The sequence below is a fragment of the Neisseria sp. HMSC065D04 genome (genome assembly GCF_001815675.1).
In the GTDB taxonomy this organism is placed as follows: domain Bacteria; phylum Pseudomonadota; class Gammaproteobacteria; order Burkholderiales; family Neisseriaceae; genus Neisseria.
The window spans coordinates 31,952-35,177 of record NZ_KV821509.1; the positions used below are offsets into that span (position 1 = coordinate 31,952).

At 55.9% G+C, this 3,226-nt stretch carries 3 protein-coding genes; all 3 read right to left on the bottom strand.

Annotation, left to right across the window (positions count from 1 at the left end; translation table 11 throughout):
• Positions 1 to 77 precede the first annotated feature (77 nt).
• Entirely contained in the window at positions 78 to 1,574 is a 1,497-nt protein-coding gene (locus HMPREF3050_RS06240) for a YifB family Mg chelatase-like AAA ATPase (RefSeq protein WP_070774105.1), read from the bottom strand.
• Positions 1,575 to 1,587: 13 nt separating this feature from the next.
• A complete protein-coding gene (locus tag HMPREF3050_RS06245; RefSeq protein ID WP_003757162.1) occupies positions 1,588 to 1,908 on the bottom strand; it encodes an accessory factor UbiK family protein in 321 nt (106 codons plus the stop codon).
• Positions 1,909 to 2,107: 199 nt separating this feature from the next.
• On the bottom strand, positions 2,108 to 3,172 hold the full coding sequence (locus HMPREF3050_RS06255; protein ID WP_070774107.1) for a DUF1176 domain-containing protein: 1,065 nt from the start codon (positions 3,170 to 3,172) through the stop codon (positions 2,108 to 2,110).
• Positions 3,173 to 3,226: the final 54 nt, after the last annotated feature.

Genomic DNA, 3,226 nt, shown 5'->3' on the forward strand with positions numbered 1-3,226 from the left:
AACGCCGTACCGGTTTAAAGTTAATCCACTATACTTTGAATTTTCCGTTTTCAGTACCCAAGGTCGTCTGAAAAACCTTACAACGCGCGGCGGAAGCTGACGGCTTTCAAAACATGGCTTCTGCCGACTTCTTCATCGCCCGCCAAATCCGCCAACGTGCGCGCCACGCGCATGATGCGGTGGAAGCTGCGGGCGGAGAGGGAGAGTTTTTCCAACAGGCTGCCCAAGGCTTCCTGCGCTTCTTTTTGGATGCGGGCGGACGTGTCGAGTTCACTGACGCTCAAGGCGGCGTTGACTTTGCCCTGCCGCGCGTATTGCTTGTCGCGGGCGGCGATCACTCGCGCCAACACGACGGCGCTGCTTTCCCCCGCTTCCTGCTGCATCAGTTCGGCGGCGGACAGGCTGGGAACTTCGATGGTCAAATCGATGCGGTCGAGCAGCGGGCCGGAAATTTTACTGCGGTAACGCGCAACGCTTTCGGGCGTGCAGCGGCAGGGTTTGACGGGATGCCCGAGATAACCGCACGGACACGGGTTCATGGCGGCGACAAGCTGGAATTTGGCGGGATAGACGGCTTGGCGCGCCGCGCGGGAAATGTGGATTTCGCCGTTTTCCAAAGGTTCGCGCAAAACTTCCAAAACTTTGCGGTCAAACTCGGGCAGCTCGTCCAAAAATAAAACGCCGTGATGTGCCAATGAAATCTCGCCCGGACGCGGATCGGAACCGCCGCCGACCATGGCTGCCGAGCTGGCACTATGGTGCGGACTGCGGAAAGGACGGTTGCTGTCGAGTTGTTGCTGATGATTGGGCAGGAGCGAACGCAACGCCCATACTTCGACCAATTCGTCTTCGGTCAAAGGCGGCAAAATGCCGGGCAGCCGTTGGGAAAGCATGGATTTGCCCGTTCCCGGCGGGCCCATCATCAAGAGGCTGTGTCCGCCTGCGGCGGCGATTTCCAAAGCAAGGCGGGCGGTGTGTTGACCTTTGACATCGATGAGATCAGGCAGTTTGGCGTGTTCAGACGACCTCTGCGGGACTTGGCAGTCGGTTTGCGCCAAGGGTTCGATGCCGTTCAAATGGGCGGCGACTTCGCCCAACGAACGCGCGCCGTAAACGGTAATACCGCGCATCACGGCGGCTTGTTCGGCGTTTTCCTGCGGCAGGACGAAAGAACGCCCCGCCTGCATGCCCTGCCACGCCATTGCCAACGCGCCGCGCACGGGACGCAACATACCGGAAAGCGCCAATTCGCCGGCAAACTCGTATTGTGCGAGCTTTTCGGGTGCGATTTGTCCGGATGCGGCGAGGATGCCCAGCGCAATCGGCAGGTCGAAACGTCCCGATTCTTTGGGCAGGTCGGCGGGGGCGAGGTTGACGGTGATTTTTTTGGCAGGGAAGTCGAAACCGCTTTGGATGATGGCGGCGCGTACGCGGTCGCGGCTTTCTTTGACTTCGGTGTCGGGCAATCCGACGATATTGAAATGAGGCAGGCCGTTGGCAAGGTGGGCTTCCACTTCGACCAACGGCGCATTCATGCCGCTCAAGGCGCGGCTGTAAACCAAGGCAAGCGACATGTTTCAGACGACCTTATTCGCCGGCTTCGGTTTGCTGTTTGATTTCAGCGACGGCTTCTTCGGCTGCGGCTTCGGCAGCTTCCAAGGCAGACTGCTCAGGCTCTTGCGCGGCTTCGAGTTTTGCCAGACGCTCTTCCAGCTCGACCAGTTTGGTGCGGGTTTTAATCAAAACCTGCTGCTGGATGTCGAATTCTTCGCGCGTAACCAAATCCATACGGTTGAACGCGCTGCCGAGCATGGCTTTGACGTTTTTCTCCATGTCTTTGGCGGGGCTGTTGGCGATGGTTTCGCTGATTTTTGCGCTGACTTCTTCAAAGAGTTGTTTGCCGAACATAATCCGTATCCTTTATATCAGAATATATAAAATCCAAGCGTATTGTATAAGGAAAAAGGTCGTCTGAAAACGGGCATTCTGCTGTCGCGCCTTTTCCCTTCCAAACATCGCCCGCGTGTAGCAAATGCCCGCAAAATCACTCAATCTTGCGGGCATTTTTGAAACGGCTTTTGCCGTATGTTTCGATATTCGGCGTATTTTAACGCTCGACGCGGGCATCAAAAATCGGCATCACCCACGCGCCGCCGGTAAAGCCTTTGCATGAACCGGTAGTGTGTTCGCCGCTGCGGACGAATGCCTTGCCGTCCCACACCGCCGTATTGCTTGTCCAACAGTCGCCTATGCCGCGGCCTTTGAAGCTACCGCTGAGGGTGGCTGTTTTCTCGTCGAATCCGCCATGCCCGCCGTATACCATCGGCGGCAGCACTTGTTCGATTTTGGTCAACTCTTTATCGGCAATGGCATAGTAGCCGCTGGTTTGATAAGCACCGCCGACACAGATAGCCGAAATCAAAACCTGACGATCGTTGAGCGGATGGACATACAGGCTGCGGTTCCAATTCATTTGCTCTTTATTGTGCAGGGCGTAACAGTAATTATCGTCTCCTTCAGAAACGCGGTTGCTGTTGCGCAGCAGCTTCATGACGGCGCTATGGCGCGGTGTGTCTTGTTCCAGTATATCGCCTGCTGTTTTCGGTACGGCAACGGCGCGGATGACGGGTTTGGGCTGCGGGCTGAGGACTGCCTGACTGCTGTTGCCTTTGCGTATCAGCGCGGAAGGCGTGTTCAGACGACCTTGGAATTCGTCCGCTTTCAACATTGCCGCCGCCGCGCCTTTGTCGGACAAGTGCCATTCATATTTTCCCGCGCGGATGCTGATTTTGCTTTCTTTTTTCAATGCTTCGAGCAAGGCGTTGGTTTGCGCGCTGCTCAATTTGCCTGTGCCTTTTTTGTTCAACGCCAATTTGCCCAGTGATTTGCCGTTCAGCATCAATTCGCTGCGGGCTGCCACACGGGCGAGTTGCCTATCATCGTCATTAAACGGCAGCAGGGAAACTTCGCCGGCAACGGCGGCGTTCGCCCCCGCTTTTCGGGTAAACAAGATGGAAACCGGCGTTTCTGTTTCGTCCGCCTGATATCCGGCAAGACGGCATGTGCCGGTATTGTCGCAAGCGATGTCCCAGTCTTGGTAATTTTGATAAAAGCCTTGAGGCGGAGCGGCCAGTGCGGTGGCGGGCAAAACAGCCAGCAGCCATTTTTTCATGATGTATTCCTTCAGTTTTATTTTATAGTGGATTAAATTTAAATCAGGACAAGG